Here is a 25,091-nt window from a genome sequence, read left to right on the forward strand (position 1 = left end):
GCAACTTCAACCACTTGCGCTTCCGATCTCTCGTTAGCGGGAGGCGAATTCTACAGCGTTACTCGCTGCTGTCAACACCTCTTTTTCTCCGCTTTCGACCGAGAAGATCGAACCGTCAAAAGAGCCAAACAACACCGCTCTTTCAACTCCTTCTGGGCTTCGATGAGCTGAAGCAACTCGCTGTCGAAAACTGCGTAACTCATTGTTTACCAAGGAGTTTTCCGTTTCGACTGCGCCGGAAGTGCGGCGAATTATAGACTTCTAGAATCTGCCGTCAACCCCTAATTTAGCCTTTCTATCAGGATGCTCAAAATCACTGCTTATATATAGACGCGAACACCTTGAATGCGCAGTATATTGCCCAACACTAGAACAATACGTTCGTTTCCTGCCTTGGACGATGCCACGCAATGAATGACCACCCCCGCAGCCTTGCCTCGACCCTGTTCTCGGTTGGCCTGCTATTGATAGCCATGGCGTCGATCCAGTCCGGAGCCTCCCTGGCCAAAAGCATGTTCCCGGTTATCGGTGCGCAGGGGACAACGACCCTGCGGTTGATTTTCGCCAGCGTAATCATGCTGATACTGCTGCGCCCATGGCGTGCGAAGCTCACCGCGAAATCCTTGCGCACGGTCATTGTCTACGGGATGGCACTCGGCGGCATGAACTTCCTCTTCTATATGTCCCTACGCACAGTCCCATTGGGAATCGCGGTAGCGCTGGAGTTCACCGGGCCGCTGGCGGTTGCTATTTATGCCTCACGTCGCGCGATCGACTTTTTATGGATCGCACTGGCCGCCATCGGGTTACTGTTATTGATACCCACGGGAGCCACGACTACCGGTATTGATCTGGTCGGTGCGGGTTATGCCTTGGGGGCCGGAGTCTGCTGGGCGTTGTACATTCTATTCGGCCAGAAGGCCGGTGCAGACAATGGCGTACAGACTGCTGCACTGGGCGTCATGATTGCCGCACTGTTCGTAGCGCCTATCGGTATTGTGCATGCCGGCGCCGCGCTGCTGACGCCATCGCTGATCCCCATAGCGATCGGCGTCGCCCTGCTGTCCACTGCCCTGCCCTATACGCTGGAGATGGTCGCCCTGACCCGAATGCCAGCCCGCACCTTCGGCACGCTGATGAGTATTGAGCCCGCGGTCGGTGCCCTGTCAGGTCTGTTGTTCCTCCATGAATACCTCTCACTGTCACAGTGGATGGCTATCATCTGCATCATTCTGGCTTCCGTCGGCGCGACCATGACCATGGGCGGTGCCGCCAAACCTGCGGTTGCCGCGGATTAATACAGGATTTGACGAAGGTCTGGTATTTACCGCGCAATTAGGCCATGTTTAGGCCCGTAACCCAGTGTCAGACATGGATTTTTCACGATAGGGATATAAGAACGCTTCAAGCTAAAGCGAACACGGCCAGACCCGGGCGCAAAGATCCGGGGACGCTATAAGGACAGCAATGAAACGAATTTTGATACTGATCGCCATACTTGCAATTGCGGGCTGCGCGGCGACTTCGGAAACTCATACCAAACGTGGCAAGAAAGGATTGCATATCAACTGTTCCGGGCTGTCGTCATCCTGGGACAAGTGCTACACCAGCGCAGCCAACTCCTGTGCGCCCAAGGGATACAAGGTCATCGCGAAATCAGGGGATGGCGTGGAAGAACCTGGCGATTATCCGTTTGGTCTCAACCCGGCCGGCTATACCAGCCGCAGCATGATCGTCATCTGCAAATAGGCCGTCTCTTCAGGTCCGCGGGCCGGCGATCTGACGGCTGATCTCATCGTAACTGGACTTCAGTACCGTGCGCTGGATGTCAGGGGTGGCGAGCATTCGCGCCACAACCAACGCACCGATGCATTGCGACAGAATCGCCCATGCCAGGCTGTCGCTCTCCAGAATCCGCGCCCAACTCTCTTGTAGCCGACAAATCCAGTTCTCCGCCTGCTGCCGGACCAGCACGTCTGAACGGGCTATTTCGGCGCCCAATGCCGGCAAGGCGCAACCCGACTCCGGGTGTTCGACATGGGACATGCTCAAATAATGCTTCAGGCAACGCTCGAGCCTGTCACGGTCCTGATCCGCCCCCAATCGCTCCAGACTTTGAACCAGCTCACGCTCGACAATTGAAGCGAACAGCTCATCCTTCGACGAAAAGTGGCTGTAGAAAGCCCCACCACTCAAGCCGATCGCCTTCATCAAGGCGTCGACACCGACCGTTGCGAAACCCGACTTCTTCGCCGACAACGCACTGCTTTCCAGCAGCTTCTGTTTGGTTTCCAGTTTGTGATTGGCCGAGTAACGCATTGCCTTGCCCTCTGTATTGATCATCTTGACGCCTGCCGAATCGTAGCATAACGTTCGTTTAGTTAACGATCGTTTAGCAAAGAGAGCACCTCATGAATAATAAGAAGGTCGTACTGGTTGTCGGCGCCGGTGATGCTACTGGTGGAGCTATTGCCAAACGTTTTGCTGAAGAAGGATTTGTCGCCTGTGTCACCCGGCGCAGTGCGGACAAACTCCAGCCATTGGTGGACGCCATCAAGGCCGAGGGCGGTGAAGCCCATGGTTTTGCCTGTGATGCGCGCAAGGAAGAGGACGTGATTGCGCTGGTCGAGCAGATTGAAAGCCAGATCGGCCCTATCGAAGCGTTTGTGTTCAACATCGGCGCCAATGTGCCGTGCAGCATTCTCGAAGAAACCGCTCGCAAGTATTTCAAGATTTGGGAAATGGCTTGCTTCTCAGGCTTTCTCAATGCCCGTGAAGTGGCCAAGCGCATGGCCAAGCGTCAGCGGGGCACGATTCTGTTTACCGGCGCGACTGCCGGCCTGCGGGGTGCCGCCGGATTTGCAGCATTCGCCGGTGCCAAGCACGGCATTCGCGCACTGGCTCAAAGCATGGCCCGCGAACTGGGGCCGATGAATATTCACGTTGCCCACGTCGTCGTTGACGGCGCTATCGATACCGACTTTATCCGCGACACCTTTCCCGAGAAGTACGCCACCAAGGATCAGGATGGCATCCTCAATCCCGAACACATCGCCGAAAACTACTGGTACCTGCACAGTCAGCCCCGTGACGCCTGGACCTTCGAGCTGGACCTGCGCCCCTGGAGCGAACGCTGGTAAGCCCTCCCCAATAACAATAAACAGAGCGCATTGAACATGAGCAAAACCGTTGAGTTCTACTTCGACCTCGGCAGCCCTGCCACCTACCTGGCCTATACCCAACTGCCGAAAATCTGCGAGCAGACAGACAGCCAACTGGTCTACATCCCGATGCTGCTGGGCGGCGTTTTCAAAGCCACCGGCAACGCTTCCCCTGCGACCATTCCGGCCAAGGGCCTCTATATGTTTCAGGACCTGGACCGCTACGCCAAACGTTATGGCGTGCCACTGAAGTTCAATCCGCACTTTCCCATTAATACATTGATGCTGATGCGCGCCGTCACTGGCATGCAGTTACGCTATCCCGAACGCTTTCAGGCATTCATCGACTGCCTGTTTAAAGCGCTTTGGGTTGAAGGACGCAGCCTCGATGACCCGGCGACCGTCGCTTCAGTGTTGACGCAGAACGGCTTTGACCCCAACGAAGTGCTGGCCCTGACCGCCGATGAAGACGTCAAGGCAGCGCTCAAGGACAACACCGAGAAAGCGGTGCAACGCGGCGTGTTCGGCGCCCCCAGCATGTTCATCGATAACCAACTGTTCTTCGGCCAGGATCGACTGGACTTCGTCATTGAAGCCCTGCGTTAAATCTCGATGACCAACCGCCCCTGAGCCGCTCCGCAAACCAGCAGCTCATGGGCGGCCTCGGCGGTTTGCAGAGTGAACGCCCGAGGATCCATCAACGGCTTCAGCTTGCCCGCCTCGATCAAGCGAGCCGCCTCACGAAGAATCTCCCCGTGACGCTCGCGCCCCATGCCGGTGAGTAATGGCAATAATGTAAACACGCCGGAATAGGTTGCGCCACGAAACGAGAGCGGCGCCAAACTGTGCTGCCCCCAACCGAGGCAACTCAACACATGACCGTGATAAACCCGTACAGCCTTGAATGACGCATCCAGGGTCTCACCGCCCACCGTGTCGTAGACGATATCGAAGCCCTCCCCATCCGTGTGTTGCGCTACATATTCCTCGACCGAAGACTGGCGATAGTCGATAAACGTCGCACCAAAGCCTTCGATGATTGCCTGATGCCTGGCAGAACCAGTGGCAAACACCTGGGCACCGAAGGCGCGGGCTATTTGCACCGCCACATGCCCCACACCACCCGCACCACCATGAATCAGCACCTTCTGCCCCGCACGCACCCGCGCCCGGTCCACTAACCCTTCCCACGCCGTAATCAACACCAACGGCAACCCCGCCGCCTCACGCATACTCAAATTACCTGGCTTGCGCGCCAGCAGTCTGGCATCGATTGCTGCGTACTCCGCCAACGAACCCTGCGCCCCGCCAATTCCGGTGGCCATGGCATAAACCTCATCGCCCGGCAGCCATCCACTGACCCCCTCCCCCAATGCCTCGATGGTTCCCGCCATATCAATGCCCAACACAGCCGGCAATGACTGACGCGCGTGGGCGGCCTGGCCCGAACGGATTTTTCCGTCTAGTGGATTTACCCCGCTGGCTTTGATCCGGACCAATACCTGCCCTGCTTCCGGCACCGGCCGCTGAATGGAAGCCAAGCGTAGCGGCGCGTTGGCCGAGTCGACAATCAGAGCGCGCATTTCAAGTGAGTCAGTCATTTCGCATATTTCCGTCAGAGGTGGCTGTGGGATAAATCTTCGGCCAACCGACTCATGCTGATAAGACGCCAAATAGCTATAGTGACCATGCCTATCCGGCATCAATGAGAACTCCCGTGGACAAACTCAATGCAATGGCGATCTTCGTAAGGGTCGTCGAACGCGGCAGCTTTTCCGCCGTTGCCCGAGAGATGCAGACCAGCCAGCCCACCATCAGCAAAGTGCTCAAGGCGCTGGAGACCGGGCTGGGCGGAAAACTGATTGCACGCAGCACCCGCCAGCTTTCCCTGACGGATGAAGGCCAGCGGTACTACAACGAATGTCGACAAATCCTCGCAGCCGTCGATGCGGCCGAGCACAGTTTCCAGTCCGGCAAGGAGCGCATTGCCGGCCCACTGCGCATCGGCTCCTCGGTCAGCTTCGGGCGTTTGCAGATTGCTCCACGACTGGCGCAATTCCTTGAGCGCCATCCCGGCATAGAAATCGACCTGCAACTGAGTGATCAAAACCAGGACCTGGTCAGCGAAGGACTGGATGTCACCTTCAGAATCGGCGAACTGAATGACAGCGGCCTGATCGCCCGCCACATCGGCACCACCCACCGCGTAACTGTCGCAGCGCCGGCCTACCTCAAAAAACACGGCCAACCGCACACGCCGGCAGAACTGGGCGGGCACAACTGCCTGCAGTTCAATCTGTTGAACAGTCAGAATCTATGGGTTTTCGAGAAAAACAATCAACGCCACGAGGTGCGGATCAAGGGCAATGCGCAAAGCAACAACTCGGAGGCAATCCGCGAGATGGTGCTGGGGGGACTGGGGATTGCGTTGTCGCCGGTGTGGCTGTTCAGCGAAGACTTGAAAGCCGGGCGAGTGACCGCGATTTTGCAGGACTACACCGCGCAGTCACTGCCGATGCATGCCGTGTCCCCGGCGAATCGTCGCCAATCCGCCAGGGTCAAAGCCTTTGTCGACTACATGAGCCAGGCGCTGGAAACAGCGCCTGAACTCAAGCCGATCAGATAGCAGCGGTTCGAGTGTTCAGCCACTCAAGGGCTGCACCGTCGACCAGCGGGCTCAAGCGTTCGCGCACTTCGGCGTGATACGCGTTGAACCACTGTTTTTCGTCCTGAGTCAGCAACGACGGTTCCAGGCAGCGCGTGTCGATCGGGCACAAGGTCAGGGTTTCGAATTTCAGGAACTCACCGAATTCGCTCTTGCCCGCTTCACGGTTCAACACCAGGTTCTCGATCCGCACGCCCCAGCGACCCGGACGGTAGGTGCCCGGTTCGATGGAAGTGATCATGCCCGGCTGCATCGCGGTTTGCGGCGCAGCAGCAGCTTGATAGGCAATCACTTGCGGGCCTTCGTGAACGTTGAGGAAGTAGCCGACGCCGTGCCCGGTGCCGTGACCGTAATCAACGTTTTCCGCCCAGATCGGCGCACGGGCGATGGCGTCCAGCAACGGCGACAAAATGCCCCGAGGGAATTGCGCACGGGACAGCGCAATGACGCCTTTGAGCACACGTGTGCAATCGCGCTTCTGCTCATCGGTTGGCGTACCGACCGGCACCATCCGCGTGATGTCGGTGGTGCCGCCCAGGTATTGACCGCCCGAGTCGATCAGCAACAGACCGTCGCCCTCGATCACCGCGTGCTCTTCTTCGGTAGCGTGGTAATGCGGCATCGCCCCGTTGGCGTTGAACGCAGCAATGGTGTTGAAACTCAACGACACGTAATCCGGACGACGCGTGCGCGCGGCGGTCAGGTGTTCGTCGATGGTCAGTTCGGTGATGCGTTCGCGGCCCCACGCCGACTCCAGCCAGGCGAAGAATTCGCACAGCGCCGCGCCATCCTGCTCCATGGCCTGACGGATGTGCCCGGCATCGGCCAGGCTTTTCTGCGATTTGGCCAATGTCGTCGGGTTCAGGCCTTCGACCAGTTTCACGCCGCTGTTCAGGTTATCCAGCAAACCGGCGGTGACGCGTGCCGGATCGACTTGCAGGCTCGCGCCGCTCGGCACTGCGCGCAAGGCGTCGGCCACTTCGTTGTAATCGCGCAGAGTCACACCGTCCTTTTCGAGGATCGCGCGCAGCTCGGCGCTGACTTTGCTCAAGGCCACGAACAGGGTTGCCTGTTGTTGGCTGATCAAGGCGAAAGAGACAAACACCGGGTTGAACGACACATCGCCGCCACGCAGGTTGAACAGCCAGGCGATGTCGTCGAGGGTGGCAATGAAATGCCAGTCGGCGCCACGCTCTTTCAACACCTCGCGCAGTTTGGCGAGTTTTTCGCCACGGCTGACCGTCGCCTGAGGCGGCAGGTGCTGATAGATCGGCTCGTTCGGCAACGTCGGGCGATCGCTCCAGACTTCGCTCAACAGATCGATGTCGGTGCGCAGACGGGCGCCGCGCTCTTCGAGCTTGCTACCCAACGTGCGTGCCGAGGCCACGGCCATCACCGCACCGTCTACCGCGACGACGCCGCCTTCAGGGGTTTGCTCGGCCAGCCAGTCCAGCGGGCTGGGTTGACCCGGTTGCAGCTTGACCAGTTCGATGCCGCTGCCTTTGAGTTCCTTGGTCGCTTGCTCCCAATAACGGCTGTCGGCCCAGACGCCGGCAAAATCCGGCGTGACGATCAGCGTGCCCACCGAGCCATGAAAGCCCGACAGCCATTGCCGTCCTTGCCAGTAGCCCGGCAGGTATTCCGACAGGTGCGGATCGGCCGACGGCACCAGCAAGGCGTGAATGCCCTCCCGGCTCATCAGCTCGCGGGTGTGCGCCAGGCGCTCAGGCACCGATCCATTGATCGAAGGCTGCGTACTCATCATGTCTCCTGCTAATCACTTCATCATTATTGTTGAGTGCCGATCAACGTCGGCACTTAAGGCCTTATTGCCAGAATGCCGGGGCACTGGCGCAGGCCGCTTTAATCAGTTGTGCCGCCTGGTCGATGTCCTGCTCGGTAGTGAAACGCCCCAGGCTCAAGCGAATGGTGCGGCTCGCCGAGCGGGCGTCATGCCCCAGTGCCAGCAGCACATGGGACGGCGCATTGCTCGCGGAATTACAGGCCGAGGTCGCAGAAAACGCAATCGATGCACTCAACGCCGCGGAATTGAACTCGCCTTCACTGAAGGTCAGGCTCAAGGTGTGAGGGATGCGCTGGGTCGCGCTGCCATTGAGGCGCACGCCGGGAATGCCCGACAGGTGTTCGAGCAAGCGCTCGCGCAGGCGCGCAATCGTGGCTTTCTCTTCATCGAACAGTTGCGCGGCCAAGGCGAACGCCACGCCCATGGCGGCAATCTGGTGAGTCGCTAGGGTCCCGGAACGCAAGCCACCTTCATGGCCGCCCCCGTGAATCTGCGCCTGCAAACGCTGTTGTGCGCGAGGCCCGACATACAGCGCGCCGATGCCTTTGGGACCGTAGATCTTGTGCGCCGAAAACGACATCAGGTCCACCGGCAATCGCGCCAGGTCGATGGCCACTTTCCCCGCGCCCTGGGCCGCATCGACATGGAACAACGCCTCGCGGGCCCGCACGACCTCGCCGATGGCCGCGATATCATTGACCGTGCCCAACTCGTTGTTGACCAGCATCAGCGACACCAGAAAGGTGTCTTCGCGCATCGCTTCGCTGACCGCTTGCGGGGTGATCAGACCTTGCGCGTCGGGCACCAGATACGTCACGGCAACACCGGCTTCCTGCAATTGCCTTGCGGTATCGAGAATCGCCTTGTGTTCGATCTGGCTGGTGATGATGTGCCCGCCGGGCACCCCGCGAGCCTGGGCCACGCCCTTGAGGGCGAGGTTATTCGATTCGGTGGCGCCGGAGGTCCAGACGATCTGGTCGGCTTGCGCCCCCACCAGCCCGGCGACTTGCTGTCGCGCCTGCTCGACCGATTGCCGGGCCTGTTGGCCGAATGCATGGGAGCTGGACGCAGGATTGCCGAAGTTCCCGGCAAACCCCAGACACTCGACCATGACCTTGATGACCCGCTCGTCCACCGGCGTGGTGGCGGCGTAGTCGAAATACAACGGACGTTTATTCATAAAAGACTCGCAGAGCTTGTTCCGGGACCAGGTGCTGGCAACCCGTGCACCAGCAATACCTGATCGGATGCGTTAAGAAAGTACGACTTCACTTGAAAGTGCGTAGGAACGCTCCTGAAGTCGAGCTTAACAGGCATCGGGCAACCGGTTGAAGCAATGCGTCAGCTAAAGCTTTCCAGCATCAACGGATACAGCGAAACCACCAGCAACGCGGCCATGCCCCAATTGAACACGCGCAACCAGCGGCGGTCCTTGAGCACGTTGCGCAGCAGCGTGCCGCACGCGGCCCAGACGCCGACGCTCGGCAGGTTGATCAGGGCGAAAACCGCCGCAATCACGATGACGTTGGTGAAATAGCCCTGCATCGGCGTGTAGGTGCTGATGGCACCGATGGCCATGATCCAGGCCTTGGGGTTGACCCACTGGAATGCTGCCGCGCCGAGGTAGCTGATCGGTTTGCTTTCACCGTTCTCGCCGTCGGATACCGGCCCGGAATGCGCGATTTTCCACGCCAGGTACAACAAGTACGCCGCGCCAACGTAGCGCAGCACGGTGTAGAGCAACGGATAGCTTTGAAACACTGCGCCCAGTCCAAAACCCACCGCGACGACCAGGACGAAAAAGCCGCAGGTAATGCCAAGCATGTGAGGAATTGTACGGTTAAAGCCGAAGTTCACGCCCGATGCCAGCAACATCGTGTTGTTCGGGCCGGGTGTGATCGAGGTAACGAGAGCGAACAGGGCGAAACCCAGCAGCAGATCGAGCGAGAGCGTCATTGGTGGCAGTCCGTCAGGGTCATTCAGGTATTGACCCTATCGCACGCCTGCCGGGAAACCCATGGACAGTTGGGTGAAACTTCGAGCAGTACAGTCGCTCAGCTTGGGCGACCGTGCAGTTGAACAGTGCGCTCGGCGTTCATTTCGCCTTGTTTGTCGAAGCTGAAGGATTTCTGTGGCTGACCGAGCAATTCAGCTTTTTTCGCGTGGTATTCATCGAAAGACAAACCACGACGATTCAGCGATTCCAGTGCCAGTTCACGGGTTTCCTCGGCGGTGTAGGGCCGCAATTCCGGGGATACGTGGCTGGCACATCCGGCGAGAACGGAGACGGCGAGCAGCAGGAAAGTGGCGAGTAGAGGTTTCATGGTCTGGCGTCCTGGCATCTGGGTTCGGGGCAATGAACACAGGCTACTCGCGCCTTTGGATGGGCAGAAATCAACGCTCTCGATAGTGGGTATTGAAGCCGAATTACCCCATCTTGTAGGAGCCGGCTTGCCGGCGATGAGGACCTTGGACCTTGCGGTGTTTTTGCGGCCGCCATCGCCGGCAAGCCGGCTCCTACAAGGGACGTGCATATTTCTTAATGATCTATAAATATCTTGCAATGATCTTTTGAGGAATAACAAACAGCCTTTATAACAACCCCATCGCCTTACACAACTGTTGCCCACGCAACTGTTTGCCAGGCAACAGTCATTCAACAAACAGTCCTTAAAATCGAACAGCACGCAGTCATCAATGCGCTGCAAGCCACGTAAATCGTGGGCTCGAAGGATTGGTACAGCTCTTGCTCAAGCCCTGTGACTACTCACTACTCACTGCTCGCTGAGCAACTGTTTAAAAAGGAACTGATCATGTCGCGTCCATTGAAAGTCGTTGCCCTCTCCGGCGGTACCTGGCGTCCGTCCCGCACGTTGGTGCTGACCCAAGCGCTGTTGGCCGAACTGGCCGGGCAATTGCCGATCGAGAGCAAGCTGATCGAACTGGGCGACATCGCCCGGCCACTGGGCGCGGCCCTGTCGCGCCAGGAACTGAGCGCCGACATCGAAGCCGAGCTGCAAGCCATCGAAAACGCTGACCTGCTGATCGTCGCCGCGCCGGTTTATCGCGGCTCCTATCCGGGCTTGCTTAAACACCTCTTCGACCTGATCGACTTGAACGCGCTGATCAATACGCCGGTGCTGCTCGCCGCCACCGGTGGCAGCGAACGGCATGCGCTGGTGCTCGATCACCAGTTGCGCCCGCTGTTCAGTTTCTTCCAGGCGCTGACCTTGCCGATCGGCGTCTACGCCACCGAAGCCGATTTCGCCAATTACCAAATAACCAGTGAGCCCTTGAAGGCCCGCATTCGTCTTGCTGCAGAACGCGCCGCGCCGTTGTTCGGCGTGCACCCCAAAAATCTGCTGAAAATCGCTTAAGGATCTCTTCATGGATGTTTTCTGGTTTCTGCCGACCCACGGCGATGGCCATTACCTAGGCACCACCCAGGGCGCTCGCCCGGTGACGCTCAACTATCTGAAACAAGTCGCGCAGGCCGCCGACAGCCTCGGTTATCACGGCGTGCTGATTCCCACCGGGCGTTCCTGCGAGGATTCGTGGGTCATCGCTTCGGCGCTGGTGCCGTTGACCGAACGCCTGCGTTATCTGGTGGCGATTCGTCCGGGGATTATTTCGCCAACCGTCTCGGCGCGCATGGCCGCGACTTTGGATCGTCTGTCCAACGGCCGCTTGCTGATCAACGTGGTGACCGGTGGCGACCCGGACGAAAACCGTGGCGACGGGATCTTCCTCGATCACAGCGAGCGTTATGAAGTCACCGACGAATTCCTGCAGATCTGGCGTCGCGTGCTGCAAGGCGAAGCGGTGGACTTCGAAGGCAAACACCTGCAAGTGCAAAACGCCAAGGCCCTTTATCCGCCGGTGCAGAAACCCTATCCACCGTTGTACTTCGGTGGTTCCTCTGAAGCCGCCCATGAACTCGCCGCCGAGCAGGTCGATGTCTATCTGACCTGGGGCGAACCACCGGCCGCCGTCGCGGAAAAACTCGCTGATGTGCGTGAGCGCGCAGCACGCAACGGGCGCACGGTGAAGTTCGGGATTCGCTTGCACGTGATCGTTCGCGAGACGGCCGAAGAGGCGTGGAAAGCCGCCGACAAACTGATCGAACACATCAGCGACGAGACCATCGCCGCCGCGCAAAAGTCGTTCTCGCGCTTTGACTCCGAAGGCCAGCGGCGCATGGCGGCGTTGCATGACGGACGTCGCGACAACCTGGAAATCGCCCCCAACCTGTGGGCCGGTGTCGGCCTGGTACGCGGCGGTGCCGGCACGGCGCTGGTGGGTGACCCGCAGCAAGTGGCGGCGCGGATCAAGGAGTACGCGGACCTGGGGATCGAGAGCTTTATCTTCTCCGGTTATCCGCACCTTGAAGAGGCGTATCGCTTTGCCGAGCTGGTGTTCCCGCTGTTGCCTGAACCGTATGCGAGCCTGGCGGGGCGTGGCGTGACCAACCTCACCGGGCCGTTTGGCGAAATGATCGCCAATGATGTGCTGCCCGCCAAAGCCACGGCCTGACCCACCTACTACCTGTAGGAGCGAGCGGTGCGGCGGTCCGACTTGCCCGCGAAAGCGTCCGGACATTCAAAATGGATGTTGGCTGATACGACGCTTTCGCGGGCAAGTCGGACCGCCGCACCGCTCGCTCCTACAGGGAATCGGTGTTGAATTTATTGAGGAACCCCGCGTGACTGCCAAGCCGCTAAGCGCCCTGTTATCCCCCCTGCAAACCGCCCGCCAGTTGGCCGCCGAGTTTGCCTTGACCGCGGTCGAGCGCGACGAACGTGGCGGTACGCCGAAAGCCGAGCGTGACGCCCTGCGCCAAAGCGGTCTGCTCGCGTTGAGCATTCCCACCCAGTACGGCGGCCTCGGCGCCAGCTGGAGTGAAACCCTGACCATCGTGCGCGAGTTCGCCAAGGTCGACAGTTCGATTGCCCACGTCTTCGGTTTTCATCACCTGATGCTCGCCACCGTGCGCCTGTTCGCCCGACCCGAGCAGTGGCAGCCGTGGTTCGAACAGACCGCACGCAAGAACTGGTTCTGGGGCAATGCCCTCAACCCGCTGGACACCCGCACCGTAGTGAAAAAACTCGGTGGCTGGCGCGAGTTTTCCGGCAAGAAAAGTTTCTGCTCCGGCGCCAGCGATTCGGAAATGCTGATCGCCTCGGCAGTGGATGAAAGCGCCGGCGGCAAGCTGTTGATCGCGGCCATCCCCAGCGGCCGCAGCGGCATCACCCTGCACAACGACTGGAACAACATGGGCCAGCGCCAGACCGACAGCGGCAGCGCTTCGTTCGAACGGGTGCGGGTCGAAGAGTCGGAATTGCTGCTCGACCCGGGTCCGCTGAGCACACCGTTCGCCTGCCTGCGGCCATTGATCGCGCAGCTTACTTTTACGCACATGTTCCTCGGCATCGCCGAAGGTGCCTTCGAAGAAGCGCGGCAATACACCCTCACCGAAACCCGCCCGTGGCACAAATCCAGCGCTCAGGATGTGCGTCAGGACCCGTATGTGCTCGGCCATTACGGCGAATTCTGGGTTGCGCTCGAAGGCGTTCGCTTGCTGGTGGAACGCGCCGCCGACCTGCTCGACAAGGCCTGGGCGAAAGGCCCTAACCTCAGCGCCGAAGAACGTGGACACCTCGCCACCGCGATTGCCACGGCCAAGGTCGCCGCCACGCGCAACGGCCTCGAACTTTGTAGCCGGCTGTTCGAAGTGACCGGTGCGCGCTCGACTCACGCCTCGCTGCGGCTCGACCGCCACTGGCGCAACCTGCGCACGCAAACCCTGCACGACCCGGTGGATTACAAACTCCATGAACTGGGCGACTGGGCGTTGAACCAGTCCCTGCCGATTCCGACTTTCTATTCATAGCCTTCTCATGGAGCCTGCCCCATGCAACTGCTGACCTTACCGCCCTCGCCCGCCCTGGCCACGTCGATCCGCGCCACCGCGCAAGTATTCGAAGACCCGAAATCCCAGGCCTTGCTCGCGCATTTGCAGCAGGTCGCGCCAAGTGAAGCCAGCGTGCTGATCATCGGTGAAACCGGCACCGGCAAGGAGCTGGTGGCGCGGCATATCCACAACCTCAGCGCCCGGCGCAACCGCCCGTTTGTGGCCGTCAACTGCGGCGCGTTCTCCGAATCCCTGGTCGAGGCCGAGTTGTTCGGCCACGAAAAAGGTGCGTTCACCGGTGCCTTGAGCGCCAAGGCCGGCTGGTTCGAAGAGGCCGACGGCGGCACCTTGTTCCTCGATGAAATCGGTGATCTGCCGATGGCCATTCAGGTGAAGTTGCTGCGGGTGTTGCAGGAGCGCGAAGTGGTGCGCCTGGGCTCGCGCAAGAGCATTCCAATCAACGTGCGCGTACTGGCGGCAACCAACGTGCAACTGGAAAAAGCCATCAACGCCGGGCATTTCCGCGAGGACCTGTATTACCGCCTCGATGTGGTCAGCCTGGAACTGAGCCCGCTGCGTGATCGCCCCGGCGACATCCTGCCGCTGACCCGTCACTTCGTCGAAGCCTACAGTCAGCGCCTCGGCTACGGCACCATCACCATCAGCAAGGAAGCCGAACTGAAACTGCGCAGTTACAGTTGGCCGGGCAACATCCGCGAACTGGAAAACGTCATTCACCACACCTTGCTGATCTGCCGTAACGGTGTGATCGAGCGCGATGACCTGCGCCTGTCGAACATGCGCATCGAGCGTCAGGACGACTATCACAGCCAGCTCGACGATTCACCGGAAGCCTTGCTCGACCGCGCGTTTCAAAAGCTGTTCGAGGAGCAGGCCGGCGCGCTGCACGAGAAAGTCGAGGACGCCTTGCTGCGTGCGGCTTACCGTTTCAGCCATTACAACCAGGTGCACACCGCCGCGCTGCTGGGCTTGAGCCGCAACGTGACGCGCACGCGCCTGATCAAAATCGGTGAACTGGCGGTGAACAAGCGCCGCCCAACGGAGAACGTGCAGGGCGAGCGCTTGATGCAGCTGTCGATTTAGCTCACTAGATTGCAATGCAGCGCGTTGTCGTGGCTGCGTTCCAGGCTGTGCAACACCTGGAACGAGCCAAACGTCACGGTTTTCGCCTGATGGGCGCGGATCAGTTGCCAGAAATCCTGCTCGCCGCTTTCAAAACCCTGAAACGCAGCTTCCCCCGCCTCACGCGATTGCCATTGCAGGTAATTGAGCACCCGCCGGCCATCGTCGCTGGCCTGGATGCTCGCACTGAGAAAACCGCTGTAACGCTGGGCCAGGCGTTCGGTCTGTAACGACAGCGCCGACACCAGGGCGGCCTGTTGATGGGGTTCGATCTCGAATTCGATCAATTGGGTGAAGCTGCGATTTTTCTCTGGCGCTTGCATGAAGAGTCCCCACTGACGTGTAAGCCGGATCTTGCGATCCGAAGGCCTGCAGGGTAAAACCTCGAGTTAACTAGAGGTCAAGGGACATTTTTCACATGATCACCTCGCAACAACTGCATAAAGAGCTCACCGTCGGCCAGGTCGCCGCCCGCAGCGGCGTGGCGGTCACGGCGCTGCATTTTTATGAAGCCAGGGGTTTGATCAAAAGCACGCGCAATCAGGGCAACCAGCGACGTTATCCACGGGAAGTGTTGCGGCGGGTGGCGTTGATCAAAGTGGCGCAGCGCTTGGGGATTCCGCTGGCGGAGATTGGCGAGGCGTTGAAAACCCTGCCGGATAACCGCGCGCCGACGGCGGCGGACTGGAAGGTGTTGTCGGCGCAGTGGAGCCGGGAGCTGGATGAGCGAATCAATCAGCTGACCTTGCTGCGGGACACGCTCAATGGCTGTATTGGCTGTGGGTGTTTGTCGATGGAGGCGTGTCCGTTGCGTAATTTTGGTGATGTGTTGGGGGATCGGGGGCCGGGGGCGCAGCTGTTGGAATCGTCGGCAGATCCGGAATAGCGGTGCGGCCTTCGCGGGCAAGCCTCGCTCCTACAAAAGCACCGCCGTACCTGTAGGAGCGAGGCTTGCCCGCGAAGGCGTCCTCAAAAATGGCCGAAGATCAGAAGCCCGGCGCAATCTGCCCTTTGTAGCGGGTCAAGATGAACTGCCGCACTTCATCGGAATTCAACGCTTTGGCCAGTTTCTGCAAACCCGGGTCGTAGATGTTGTCCGGGCGGGCCACCAGGAATTCGATGTACAGGCTCTTGCCCTTCTCGACGATCAAAGCGCTGTTGGTGTCGATCCCCGCTTCCAGTGCGTAGTTGGCAAACACGAACGCCAGGTCCACCTGACTCACCGAACGCGCCAGCAACGCACCTTCCAGTTCACGAATCTTCAAATGCTTCGGGTTTTCGGCGATGTCGCGCTGAGTCGCCAGGGTGTTGCTCGGGTCCTTGAGTTTGATCAGCCCGGCCTCGTGCAGCAGCACCAGTGCGCGGCCAGTGTTCACCGGGTCGTTGGGGATGGAGACGGTGGCGCCATCCTTCAGTTCGGCGATGTTTTTGATTTTGGTCGAATAAGCCCCGAACGGTTCGATGTGCACACCGACCACCGGCACCAGATCGGTGTGACGGGTCTTGTTGTAGTCATCGAGAAACGGCCGGTACTGGTAATAGTTGGCGTCGAGGTTCTTCAGTGCAAGCTGCTGGTTGGGCTGGATGAAGTCAGTGAAGACCTTGATGTCCAGGTCCACGCCTTCCTTGGCCAGGGTGGGTTTGACGAACTCGAGGATCTCCGCGTGCGGCACCGGCGTGGCGCCGACGGTGAGTTTTTCGTTGGCGTGAACGCTCAACGACACAAGGGCAGCCAGAATGGCCAGGGTCTTTTTCATGTTGTGCTCCTAGGCAGATTGAGTGGCCGTCGTGGGGCGGACGTGAGGCCTGAGTTTTTTTGTTGAGTCGAATGTTTATCGTCGGCTGTAGCGCGCCACCAATCGGTCGCCGGTCATTTGCAGGGCCTGGACCAGGATCAGCAAAAGCACCACGGTGACCACCATCACGTCGGTCTGGAATCGCTGGTAGCCGTAGCGGATCGCCAGGTCGCCCAGGCCACCGCCGCCAATCACCCCGGCCATCGCCGTGTAATCCACCAGCACGATGGCGGTGACAGTGACCGCCGCCAGCAACCCGCCACGAGCCTCGGGCAACAAGGTGTGGCGGATGATTTGCCAGGTGGTGCCGCCCATGGCCTGGGTCGCTTCCACGACGCCGCGATCGACTTCGCGCAAGGCGGTTTCCACCAGCCGCGCGAAGAACGGCGTGCAGCCAACCACCAGCGGCGGAATGGTCCCCGGCACGCCCAGCGAAGTGCCGACCAGCAGCGTTGTCAGCGGAATCAACACAATCAGCAAAATGATGAACGGCAGCGAACGCAGCATGTTCACGATCACCGACAACACCCGATAAACGCCGATGGCTTCGTGCAACTGGCGCTTGCCGGTGAGGAACAGCACTACCCCCAGCGGCAACCCCAGCAGTACGGTGAAACCGAGGGCGGCACCGAGCATGCTCAAGGTGTCGAGACAGGCCTGGCCGATGTCGGCCCAGTAAATGTTCTTGAACCATTCGGCCATGATCAGGACCAGTCGTGGCGCGGCGGTTTAACGCCGTTGAGCAGCCAGTTGCCGACCACGTGGTATTTCCAGCGCACCGGGTCATGCAGGGTGTGCACCCGCGCATTGCGCCAGTGCCGGTCGAAGTTGTGCTTCTTCAGGGTCGAACGGGTGCCACCGAGTTCGAACAGTTTGTTGGTGGCTTCGATGGCGATTTCGGTGGTCAGCACTTTGGCTTTGGCCACCGCGAGGGACGCTCGGGCGACGTTGTCTTCATCGGGTGCCGGGCGCGCCGCATCCAGCGCCCAACCGGCACGTTCCAGCAAGGCTTCGGCAGCTTCCAGGCGAATCTCCAGGCCACCGACCTGAATGATGGTCAACGGATCTTCACTGGCTTTCTCCACACCCGCATCGATCCACGGCCGGGCGAATTGCTGCACGAACGCGATGGTGTCACGCAGCGCTGCGCGGGCGATGCCGGCGTCGATGGCGGCGGTGGTCAATTGCGCGAACGGGCCGGCCAGGGTCGGGCTTTCATAGGAGCGATACGTCGGGAACACGTTGAACGCCGGGACGTGCAGGTCCTCGGCCAGCACCGTGCCGCTGGAGGTGGTGCGCTGACCGATGCTGTCCCAGTCGTCGACGATCACCAGCCCTGGGGTGCCGCGTTCGACGAAGGACAACTGGCCCCTCTGCTCTTCATCCAGCGCCAGCACCGCCAGCCAGTGGGCGTAGAGCGAACCGGTGCAATAACCCTTGCGGCCGTTGATCACATGCCCGTCGCCATAACGGCGAACGGTCGCCTGAATGTCCTGCACGTTTTTGCCGCCGGTTTCCGACAGCGCATTGGCAAAGCGATGACCTTGCAGCGCCAGGCCGAAAAAATGTGCCTGCTGCTCGGGCGTGCCTTGCAGGCGGATATCTTCCAGCAGGCAATAGTGGTTTTGCGGGATCTGCCCCAGGGACGGATCGGCCGCCGAGATGATCGCGATGACCTGCGCCAGCACCGCGTAGGACACCTGCGCGCCACCAAACTCCTTTGGCACGCTGATGCCCCACAAGCCACTGTTGGAATACAGGTCGACGATTTCGGCGGGCACCTGGCGCGTACGGTCGCGCTCGGCGTCCTGCTCCAGCAAGACCGCGGCGACGCGCTCGGCCACACGCAAGGCTTCGGTTTCATCGGCGATCCGATGGGCGGCCGGCGGGTTGATCGGATAAACGGCAGATTCAGGCATACAAGTCTCTCGGCAACAGTGTTTACCGGAGGACATTGCAGCTTCTGTGCCTGACCGCCAGGGCCAGTGTTTTCGGGCAGTTTCGGGGGTTTTCAACGGCTATTCAGTGAGAAACCCGAGCATTCTGCTGCTTCACTGTTTATGGCCGAACAGTGGCGCTGCTGCTCGTCGGGCACTCGGATGCGTAAAAGGCGCTGGCCTATAGTTATCCGGTCGGAAACCGGCGAAGGACTACCTTCAATTCAACAATAGACAGGGAGAATCGTCATGAGCGTCAAACCCATTCCAGAGGGTTATCACAGCATCACCCCTTATCTGGGCATTCAAAAAGCGGCCGAAGCCATCGACTTCTACAAGAAAGCCTTCGGCGCGACCGAAGTCATGCGTCTGTCCATGCCCGACGGCAGCATCGGCCATGCCGAACTGCGCATCGGCGACTGCCCGATCATGCTCGGCACGCCGTGCGATCAGGGGCCGTTGAGCAATCCGGACAAGTCACCGTCCGTGGGCTTGCACCTGTATGTGAACGATGTGGACAAGTCCTACAAACAAGCGATTGCGGCGGGCGCCACGGTGGTGTCCGAGGTCAAGGATCAGTTTTACGGCGACCGTTCGGGGACGTTGAAAGATCCGTATGGGCATTTGTGGTTTCTGGCCACGCGCAAGGAAGATTTGACCCAGGCGCAGATTGAGCAGCGGGCCAAGGAGATGTTTCAGCAGGGTTGAGATTTTCAGTGCTTGATCCGGCCTCTTCGCGGGCAAGCCTCGCTCCTACAAAAGCACAACCGGACCTGTAGGAGCGAGGCTTGCCCGCGAAGGCGGCCTCCGAGACAACACACTTCATGAACAAGCGCACCACGCTTTGCGCCTTGCCGTAGTCGCCGAACAATTTCAGGATGCAGGCAACTACAACAAGGAGTCATCCCATGTTCGCCGGATTCCTCAAAGACCAGCGCCACGTCAACGGTGTGGACATTGCCTACCGCATCGGCGGCAGCGGGCCGGGCCTGCTGTTGCTGCACGGTCACCCGCAGACCCACGTCATCTGGCACAAGGTTGCCGAACAACTGGCCGCACACTTCACCGTAGTCGCCGCCGACCTGCGCGGTTACGGCGACAGCGGTAAACCGCTGGCCAACGACCACCACACCAACTACTCCAAACGGGAAATGGCCAAGGACAGCATCGAGCTGATGAAGTCCCTGGGCTTCGAGCAGTTCTCGGTGCTCGCACACGACCGTGGCGCCCGGGTTGCCCATCGCCTGGCGCTGGATCATCCGCAAGCCGTGCAACGCATGGTGTTGCTCGACATCGCACCGACGCTGTCGATGTACACGCAAACCAATGAAGCCTTTGCCCGCGCCTATTGGCACTGGTTCTTCCTGATCCGCCCCGCTCCGTTGCCGGAAACCCTGATCGAGGCCGATCCCGAATCCTATCTGCGCAGCGTGATGGGCAGTCGCAGTGCCGGGCTCAAACCGTTCACTGCCGAGGCCTTTGGCGAATACCTGCGCTGCCTGAAACAGCCGGGCACCGCACGCGGGATCTGCGAGGACTACCGGGCCAGCGCCAGCATCGACCTGGATCACGACCGCGCCGACATCGACGCCGGCCGTCATCTGAACTTGCCGCTGCTGGTGCTGTGGGGTGCCGAAGGCACGGTCGGCCGCTGCTTCGAACCGCTCAAGGAATGGCAACACGTGGCCACCGACGTGCGCGGCAAAGCGCTGCCCGCCGGCCATTACATCGCCGAAGAAGCCCCCGAGCTGCTGCTCGCCGAAGTCCTGGCTTTCCTGCGCTGACAGCCGCGCCGTACTGATCTGAATCCACTTTCCGCCGCAGGCCGTCACGGGCCTGCGCGGGATCGTCATGCCCAAAAACCGTCTCGAGATAATAAAAATGACCATCAAGAAACTGCTGGGAACCCTCTACGTGCAGGTGCTCATCGCCATCGCGCTGGGCATTGTGATCGGCCATTTCTGGCCGCAGATCGGCATCGACCTCAAGCCGTTGGGTGACGGTTTCATCAAGCTGATCAAGATGATCATCGGCCCGATCATCTTCTGCACGGTGGTTTCTGGAATCACCAGCATGCACGATGTGAAACAGGTCGGCCGGGTCGGTGGCAAGGCGCTGCTGTACTTCGAAATCGTCTCCAGCCTTGCGCTGTTGATCGGCCTGCTGGCGGCGCATGCGCTGCATCCGGGCGCGGGGTTCAACATTGATGTGAAGACGCTGGATTCGTCGGCGATTGCCGGTTTTGTCGGTCAGGCCGAACACGGCGAAGGCATCACCGGTTTTTTGCTGCACGTGATTCCGACGACTTTTTTTGATGCCTTCTCCAAGGGTGAAATCCTGCCCGTGCTGTTCGTCTCGGTGCTGTTCGGCATTGCGCTGGTGATGGTCGGTGAAAAGGGCCGGCCACTGGTGAACGTGATCAATCAGGCCAGCGAAGTGTTCTTCCGCATCGTCGGCATCATCAGCCGCGTCGCACCGATCGGGGCGTTTGGCGCGATTGCGTTCACCATCGGCAAGTACGGCCTCGGCTCGTTGCTGCCGCTGTTGAAGCTGATTGGCACGTTCTACCTGACCGCGCTGATTTTCATTGCGTGCGTGCTCGGCAGCATTGCCCGTTATGCCGGCTTCAGCATTTTCAAACTGCTGGCGTACATCAAGGCAGAACTGTTGATCGTACTGGGCACCAGCTCTTCGGAATCGGCGCTGCCGCAGTTGATCCAGAAACTCGAAAGCCTGGGCGCCTCCAAAGGCGTGGTGGGGATTGTCGTGCCGACCGGCTACACCTTCAACCTGGACGGCACCAACATTTACATGACGCTGGCGGTGCTGTTTTTGGCCCAGGCGACCAACATTGACTTGAGCCTGGAGCAGCAACTGACCTTGCTGGCCGTGGCGATGCTCACCTCCAAAGGCGCGGGCGCGGTGGTCGGTGCGGGGTTCGTGGCGCTGGCGGCGAGCCTGGCCGTAGTGCCGACCGTGCCGGTGGCGGCGATGGTGCTGATCCTCGGTGTCGACCGTTTCATGGCCGAATGCCGATCCCTGACCAACATCATCGGCAACGCCGTCGCAGCGCTGGTGGTGGCCGCCTGGGAAGGTGAACTGGACCGCAGCAAGATGGCGCCGATTGCCCTCAAACGCGGGCGCCACGCTCGGGCGGCAGCGGCGGCGGCCAAGCTTTCTGTCGAGTAAGTCGACGTTCACACCGATGCTATGCTGGCGGCTCATGCCGCCAGTGCCCGTTCTGTCATGACCACCAAGAAAGACACAGTGCCCCTGCCCGAAGACCTGCGTGTATTACTTACCGTCATTCGTAAAAGCGGTTTCGCCGCCGCAGCGGATGAACTGGGCCTGTCGCCCGCCTACGTCAGCAAACGTATCCAGATTCTCGAAACCACCCTCGGCACGCGCCTGCTGCACCGCACCAGCCGCCGCATCGCCCTGACCGAAGACGGTGAACGTGTGCAGCGCTGGGCGTTGCGGATTCTCGATGATTTCCAGCAACTGCACGACGAACTCTCCGACGCCCACGACAGCCCTCGCGGGCGTCTGCATTTGTGCAGCAGTTTCGGCTTCGGGCGCAATCACGTGGCGCCCGCCCTGTCACTGCTGGCCGAACGTTACCCGGACCTGGAGATTCGCCTCGACCTGTTTGATCGGGTGGTGGACATCGTCAGCGAAGGGTTCGACCTGGAGATCCGTGTCGGCGATGACATCCCCGGTCAGCACATCGGCCGGCGACTGGTGAGCAATCGGCGGGTGTTGTGCGCGGCGCCCGGTTATCTGCAACGCCACGGCACGCCGCAGACGCTGGGCGATCTGGAGCAGCATCATTGCCTGGTGATCAAGGAGCGCGACAACGCCTTCGGCATCTGGAACCTGGAGCACGACGGGGCCCAGGAGAGTGTGCGGGTCAGCGGACCGTTGTCGTCCAATAACGGCGAGATTGTCTTGCAGTGGGCACTGGATGGGCGCGGGGTGTTGTTGCGGTCACTGTGGGATGTGAAGCCGTTGCTGGAGCAAGGGCGATTGGTGCAGGTGCTGCCCGGATACACCCAGAGCGCCAACGTATGGGCGGTGTACCCGACGCGGCTGGCGTACTCGGGGAAGTTGCGCGCGTGTGTGGAGTTTTTGCAGGAGCATTTCAAAGGGTTGTCGGTTTGATTTGCGGTGTATGGGCGGGCCTCTTCGCGGGCAAGCCTCGCTCCTACAAAGTTCGCGCTGACCTGTAGGAGCGAGGCTTGCCCGCGAAAGCGATTTCAGCTCAGCCAGGGGTTGGCGGTCAGGTGTTGGTGTTCGAAGGCTTTGATTTGTTCGCTGCGCTGCAAGGTGCTGCCGATGGCGTCGAGGCCCAGCACCAGCGCGATTTTGCGCAGGGTGTCGATTTCGAAGGGGATGACCTCGCCTTGAAGACGAATCTGCTGCGTTTCCAGATCAACGCTGATCAGCGCCGTCTCTGGCTGGCTGACCACTTGCCCGAGACGCTGCAGCACGGGCTCATCCAGCGTAATCAGCAGCACCCCGTTACGCTGGCAGTTGTCGTAAAAAATCCCCGCAAAACTGCTGCCGATCAGCGCACGGATGCCCATCTGCTTTAATCCCCAGACCGCATGTTCACGGCTCGACCCGCAGCCGAAATTCGGCCCGACCACCATGAAACTCGCGCCCTGCCATGCCGGTTGATTGAGCACGAACGCAGGGTTGGGTTGGCCGTCAGGCAAAAAACGCAGATCAAAAAACAAACCCCGATCCAGCCCGGAACGGTCGATGCCCTTGAGAAACTGTTTGGGCATGATCACATCGGTGTCGATGTTGGCCGCCAGCATTGGCGCGGCTTTGCCGCTGACTTGAGTGAAGGGTTGCAGGCTCATGCGCGGGCTCCAAAATGACGGATGTCGGTCAAGCGGCCAGTGATCGCCGCCGCAGCGACCATCGCCGGGCTCATCAGGTGCGTACGGGCACCGGCGCCCTGGCGGCCTTCGAAATTGCGGTTGGTGCTGGAGGCGCAGCGGTCACCCGGCGCCAGCACGTCGTCGTTCATCGCCAGGCACATCGAGCACCCGGACTGGCGCCACTCGAAACCGGCATCGATAAAAATCGCCGCCAGGCCTTCGGCTTCGGCCTGATCGCGCACTTCGGTGGAGCCCGGCACGATCATCGCCCGCACGTGTTCGGCGACGCGTTTGCCGCGCACCACGCTGGCGGCGTCGCGCAAGTCTTCGATACGGGCGTTGGTGCAGGAGCCGATAAACGCGTGGCTGATGACGATGTCGCTCAGCGGCATGCCCGCTTCGAGGCCCATGTAAGTCAGGGCGCGGCGCATGTCCTGGCGCAGGATCAGGTCGCTGATGTCTTGCGGGTCCGGGACGCGGGCACCGATCGGCGAGGCCTGATCCGGGCTGGTGCCCCAGGTGACCATCGGCTCCAGCGCGCTGGCGTCCAGCGACACTTCACGGTCGAACAGTGCGTCGGCATCGCTGTGCAAGGCTCGCCATTTCTGCACCGCTTGCTCCCACAGCGCACCTTTGGGCGCGCGGGGTTTGTCCTTGAGGTAGGCGAACACTTTGTCGTCCGGCGCCATGAACGCACCTCGCGCGCCCGCTTCCACCGCCATGTTGCAGATGGTCATGCGCGCTTCGACGCTCAGTGCATCGATGGTCGAACCGCGAAACTCGATGGCGTAGCCCGTGGCTCCGGACGCGCCGATCCGGCCGATCAGCGCCATGATCACGTCCTTGGACGTCAGCCCCGGCGCCAGCTCACCGTCCACCGTCACGCGCAGGGTTTTCAAGCGTTTGTAGACCAGGGTCTGGGACGCCAGCAGGTGTTCGATCTCCGACGTGCCGATGCCGAAACCGAATGCGCCGAGGGCGCCATAGGTGGTGGTGTGGCTGTCGCCTGCGGCAATCACCATGCCCGGCAGGATGAACCCCTGCTCCGGGGCGATGACGTGCTCGATGCCCTGGCGTTTGTCGAGGATGTCGAGCAATTCGATGCCGAAGTCCCGGCAGTTTTCCGCCAGGTACGACACTTGCCGCGCACCGCCCGCGTCCGGCATCGCCGCAATGCGGTTGGGTGCCGTGGGGTTGACGTGATCGACCACCGCCAGCGCGGTGCCGGGGCGCCAGACCCCGCGCTTGGCGTCGCGCAAACCGCTGAAGGCTTGGGGGCTGGTGTATTCGTTGATGACCTGGCGGTCGATGTACAACAGGACGTGACCCTGGTCATCGAGGCGACACACCGTGTGGGAATCGATGTGTTTGTCATAAAGGGTTCTTGCTGAAGTCATGGGGATATTCGCTCAGGCTCGCGGGTTTCAGGCGTCTGCGCCCCATCTTAGGCAGTCGCCCGGCCCCATCAATGGCCGGAGAGTGATCCCTTGGAACATGGTTCGTGTTGGATCAAGGCACACGCCGCCCCACCTTGTGGGAGCGGGCTTGCTCGCGAAAGCGGTATGTCAGTCGGCTTTTCTTTATCTGAAAGACCGCTTTCGCGAGCAAGCCCGCTCCCACAGGGTTATGCGTTCATTCACAGGAATACGAAACATTTACTTTCATATCGAGGTTCGGGATTTCTGATTCTCATTCGTCTTATATAGATGCAGGCGGTTCGCGTAGGCAAAAGCCACGACCGCACTTTTCATGGACCCCACGCTGGGAAGCCCGCAGCAGAGGCCC

26 protein-coding genes are annotated in these 25,091 nt (G+C 60.4%); 14 read left to right on the forward strand and 12 right to left on the reverse strand.

The window, feature by feature from the left end:
- Window positions 1-410: 410 nt before the first annotated feature.
- Both rhtA and IB245_RS13460 read left to right on the forward strand, forming a co-directional pair.
- Window positions 411-1,298: a threonine/homoserine exporter RhtA gene (gene rhtA / locus IB245_RS13455; RefSeq protein ID WP_192227821.1), complete on the forward strand. Its 888-nt coding sequence runs from the start codon at window positions 411-413 to the stop codon at window positions 1,296-1,298.
- Between the two features lie 169 nt (window positions 1,299-1,467).
- Window positions 1,468-1,749 (forward strand): hypothetical protein, encoded by a 282-nt coding sequence (locus IB245_RS13460; RefSeq protein ID WP_008032597.1) that lies wholly within the window; start codon window positions 1,468-1,470, stop codon window positions 1,747-1,749.
- Window positions 1,750-1,758: 9 nt separating this feature from the next.
- Here IB245_RS13460 and IB245_RS13465 read toward each other — a convergent pair whose 3' ends face one another.
- Window positions 1,759-2,319 carry a TetR/AcrR family transcriptional regulator gene (locus tag IB245_RS13465; RefSeq protein WP_008032598.1) on the reverse strand — a complete coding sequence of 187 codons (561 nt, stop codon included), beginning with the start codon at window positions 2,317-2,319 and terminating at the stop codon, window positions 1,759-1,761.
- 92 nt (window positions 2,320-2,411) lie between these two features.
- Between IB245_RS13465 and IB245_RS13470 the strand changes: the two genes are divergently transcribed.
- Together IB245_RS13470 and IB245_RS13475 are read left to right on the forward strand one after the other, a co-directional pair.
- Entirely contained in the window at window positions 2,412-3,140 is a 729-nt protein-coding gene (locus IB245_RS13470; protein ID WP_192227822.1) for an SDR family oxidoreductase, read from the forward strand.
- A gap of 36 nt (window positions 3,141-3,176) precedes the next feature.
- Entirely contained in the window at window positions 3,177-3,767 is a 591-nt protein-coding gene (locus IB245_RS13475) for a 2-hydroxychromene-2-carboxylate isomerase (protein WP_192227823.1), read from the forward strand.
- On the opposite strand, the gene IB245_RS13480 is transcribed toward IB245_RS13475, so the two are convergent.
- Window positions 3,764-4,762 (reverse strand): zinc-dependent alcohol dehydrogenase family protein, encoded by a 999-nt coding sequence (locus IB245_RS13480; protein ID WP_192227824.1) that lies wholly within the window; start codon window positions 4,760-4,762, stop codon window positions 3,764-3,766. The genes IB245_RS13475 and IB245_RS13480 overlap by 4 nt on opposite strands.
- A 104-nt stretch (window positions 4,763-4,866) precedes the next feature.
- On the opposite strand from IB245_RS13480, the gene IB245_RS13485 reads away from it, so the two are divergent.
- Window positions 4,867-5,787, forward strand: a complete 921-nt coding sequence (locus IB245_RS13485; protein WP_192227825.1) for a LysR family transcriptional regulator — start codon at window positions 4,867-4,869, stop codon at window positions 5,785-5,787.
- Here the strand turns inward: IB245_RS13485 and IB245_RS13490 are convergent.
- From IB245_RS13490 to IB245_RS13505, 4 genes are all read right to left on the reverse strand, one after another.
- On the reverse strand, window positions 5,780-7,588 hold the full coding sequence (locus IB245_RS13490; protein WP_192227826.1) for an aminopeptidase P family protein: 1,809 nt from the start codon (window positions 7,586-7,588) through the stop codon (window positions 5,780-5,782). The genes IB245_RS13485 and IB245_RS13490 overlap by 8 nt on opposite strands.
- A 64-nt stretch (window positions 7,589-7,652) precedes the next feature.
- Window positions 7,653-8,810, reverse strand: a complete 1,158-nt coding sequence (locus tag IB245_RS13495) for a cysteine desulfurase family protein (protein ID WP_192227827.1) — start codon at window positions 8,808-8,810, stop codon at window positions 7,653-7,655.
- A 161-nt stretch (window positions 8,811-8,971) separates the two neighbouring features.
- The gene (locus IB245_RS13500) at window positions 8,972-9,586 is read right to left on the reverse strand and encodes a LysE family translocator (protein WP_008032608.1); all 615 of its coding nucleotides are present in this window, start codon (window positions 9,584-9,586) and stop codon (window positions 8,972-8,974) included.
- 98 nt (window positions 9,587-9,684) lie between these two features.
- The gene (locus tag IB245_RS13505; protein ID WP_008032610.1) at window positions 9,685-9,954 is read right to left on the reverse strand and encodes a hypothetical protein; all 270 of its coding nucleotides are present in this window, start codon (window positions 9,952-9,954) and stop codon (window positions 9,685-9,687) included.
- Between the two features lie 489 nt (window positions 9,955-10,443).
- On the opposite strand from IB245_RS13505, the gene msuE reads away from it, so the two are divergent.
- The 4 genes from msuE to IB245_RS13525 all read left to right on the forward strand — a co-directional run bounded on the left by msuE (window position 10,444) and on the right by IB245_RS13525 (window position 14,645).
- Entirely contained in the window at window positions 10,444-11,007 is a 564-nt protein-coding gene (gene msuE, locus IB245_RS13510; protein WP_008032612.1) for an FMN reductase, read from the forward strand.
- Between the two features lie 10 nt (window positions 11,008-11,017).
- On the forward strand, window positions 11,018-12,163 hold the full coding sequence (gene ssuD / locus IB245_RS13515; protein WP_008032614.1) for an FMNH2-dependent alkanesulfonate monooxygenase: 1,146 nt from the start codon (window positions 11,018-11,020) through the stop codon (window positions 12,161-12,163).
- Between the two features lie 169 nt (window positions 12,164-12,332).
- Window positions 12,333-13,520, forward strand: a complete 1,188-nt coding sequence (locus IB245_RS13520; RefSeq protein ID WP_032829030.1) for an acyl-CoA dehydrogenase family protein — start codon at window positions 12,333-12,335, stop codon at window positions 13,518-13,520.
- A gap of 21 nt (window positions 13,521-13,541) precedes the next feature.
- Window positions 13,542-14,645 (forward strand): sigma-54 interaction domain-containing protein, encoded by a 1,104-nt coding sequence (locus IB245_RS13525; RefSeq protein WP_008032617.1) that lies wholly within the window; start codon window positions 13,542-13,544, stop codon window positions 14,643-14,645.
- On the opposite strand, the gene IB245_RS13530 is transcribed toward IB245_RS13525, so the two are convergent.
- Entirely contained in the window at window positions 14,642-15,007 is a 366-nt protein-coding gene (locus tag IB245_RS13530; protein WP_192227828.1) for an antibiotic biosynthesis monooxygenase, read from the reverse strand. The two genes, IB245_RS13525 and IB245_RS13530, sit on opposite strands and share 4 nt — an antisense overlap.
- 95 nt (window positions 15,008-15,102) lie before the next feature.
- Between IB245_RS13530 and soxR the strand changes: the two genes are divergently transcribed.
- A complete protein-coding gene (gene soxR / locus IB245_RS13535) occupies window positions 15,103-15,570 on the forward strand; it encodes a redox-sensitive transcriptional activator SoxR (RefSeq protein ID WP_192227829.1) in 468 nt (155 codons plus the stop codon).
- Window positions 15,571-15,670: 100 nt separating this feature from the next.
- Here the strand turns inward: soxR and IB245_RS13540 are convergent, their stop codons facing one another.
- The 3 genes from IB245_RS13540 to IB245_RS13550 form a co-directional block, all read right to left on the reverse strand.
- Window positions 15,671-16,441, reverse strand: a complete 771-nt coding sequence (locus IB245_RS13540; protein WP_192227830.1) for a MetQ/NlpA family ABC transporter substrate-binding protein — start codon at window positions 16,439-16,441, stop codon at window positions 15,671-15,673.
- A 75-nt stretch (window positions 16,442-16,516) separates the two neighbouring features.
- On the reverse strand, window positions 16,517-17,182 hold the full coding sequence (locus IB245_RS13545) for a methionine ABC transporter permease (RefSeq protein WP_008032624.1): 666 nt from the start codon (window positions 17,180-17,182) through the stop codon (window positions 16,517-16,519).
- Between the two features lie 2 nt (window positions 17,183-17,184).
- Complete coding sequence (locus IB245_RS13550; protein WP_192227831.1) at window positions 17,185-18,399, reverse strand: SfnB family sulfur acquisition oxidoreductase; 1,215 nt, start codon at window positions 18,397-18,399, stop codon at window positions 17,185-17,187.
- 267 nt (window positions 18,400-18,666) lie between these two features.
- Here IB245_RS13550 and IB245_RS13555 point away from each other — a divergent pair, with 267 nt between their 5' ends.
- The 4 genes from IB245_RS13555 to IB245_RS13570 all read left to right on the forward strand — a co-directional run bounded on the left by IB245_RS13555 (window position 18,667) and on the right by IB245_RS13570 (window position 22,578).
- Window positions 18,667-19,125, forward strand: a complete 459-nt coding sequence (locus tag IB245_RS13555) for a VOC family protein (protein ID WP_192227832.1) — start codon at window positions 18,667-18,669, stop codon at window positions 19,123-19,125.
- Window positions 19,126-19,325: 200 nt separating this feature from the next.
- Window positions 19,326-20,201 carry an alpha/beta fold hydrolase gene (locus tag IB245_RS13560; protein WP_192227833.1) on the forward strand — a complete coding sequence of 292 codons (876 nt, stop codon included), beginning with the start codon at window positions 19,326-19,328 and terminating at the stop codon, window positions 20,199-20,201.
- Window positions 20,202-20,298: 97 nt separating this feature from the next.
- A complete protein-coding gene (gene dctA / locus IB245_RS13565) occupies window positions 20,299-21,606 on the forward strand; it encodes a C4-dicarboxylate transporter DctA (protein WP_192227834.1) in 1,308 nt (435 codons plus the stop codon).
- Between the two features lie 21 nt (window positions 21,607-21,627).
- A complete protein-coding gene (locus IB245_RS13570) occupies window positions 21,628-22,578 on the forward strand; it encodes a LysR substrate-binding domain-containing protein (RefSeq protein ID WP_192227835.1) in 951 nt (316 codons plus the stop codon).
- Between the two features lie 95 nt (window positions 22,579-22,673).
- Here IB245_RS13570 and leuD read toward each other — a convergent pair whose 3' ends face one another.
- Together leuD and leuC are read right to left on the reverse strand one after the other, a co-directional pair.
- The gene (leuD, locus tag IB245_RS13575; protein WP_192227836.1) at window positions 22,674-23,285 is read right to left on the reverse strand and encodes a 3-isopropylmalate dehydratase small subunit; all 612 of its coding nucleotides are present in this window, start codon (window positions 23,283-23,285) and stop codon (window positions 22,674-22,676) included.
- Window positions 23,282-24,703 (reverse strand): 3-isopropylmalate dehydratase large subunit, encoded by a 1,422-nt coding sequence (gene leuC, locus IB245_RS13580; RefSeq protein WP_192227837.1) that lies wholly within the window; start codon window positions 24,701-24,703, stop codon window positions 23,282-23,284. Before leuC ends, leuD begins: the two co-directional genes overlap by 4 nt.
- Window positions 24,704-25,091 lie beyond the last annotated feature (388 nt).

The sequence above is a fragment of the Pseudomonas sp. PDM02 genome (assembly GCF_014852285.1).
GTDB lineage: Bacteria > Pseudomonadota > Gammaproteobacteria > Pseudomonadales > Pseudomonadaceae > Aquipseudomonas > Aquipseudomonas migulae.